The 428-nt window shown below is 50.0% G+C and carries 1 pseudogene; it reads left to right on the forward strand.

From position 1 onward, the window contains the following. Nucleotides 1–328 (forward strand): annotated as a pseudogene (locus B9T16_RS29400) (DUF4351 domain-containing protein); the annotation flags it as partial. Nucleotides 329–428: the final 100 nt, after the last annotated feature.

Genomic DNA, 428 nt, shown 5'->3' on the forward strand with positions numbered 1-428 from the left:
ACAGTTGAGTTTGGAGGAGATACGGGAAATGTTGGATATTACCCAGGTTAGGCTTGAGGATACCCGGTTTTMTCGGGATGTGTTGCAGAAGGGTCGCGAAGAAGGTCGCGAAGAAGGTCGCGAAGAAGGTCGCGAAGAAGGTCGCGAAGAAGGTCGCGAAGAAGGTCGCGAAGAAGGTCGCGAAGAAGGTCGCGAAGAAGGTCGCGAAGAAGCACAGACCCAGATGCTGTTGCGACAGTTAACCCGTCGCTGTGGTCAGTTGTCGGATATGCAACGGCAACAGGTGATATCTCTCAACCSGGTTYMWRRWWAYRAGYGATCGCCTTAATCAAAGCCTTAATCAAAGCCTTAATCAAAGCCGTAATCAAAGCCGTAATCAAATTGGACTGAGTACCAGCCCCGTCCCAACATATGAAAACTGACAAACT

It is taken from the genome of Arthrospira sp. PCC 8006 (assembly GCF_046480465.1).
In the GTDB taxonomy this organism is placed as follows: Bacteria; Cyanobacteriota; Cyanobacteriia; order Cyanobacteriales; family Microcoleaceae; genus Limnospira; species Limnospira platensis.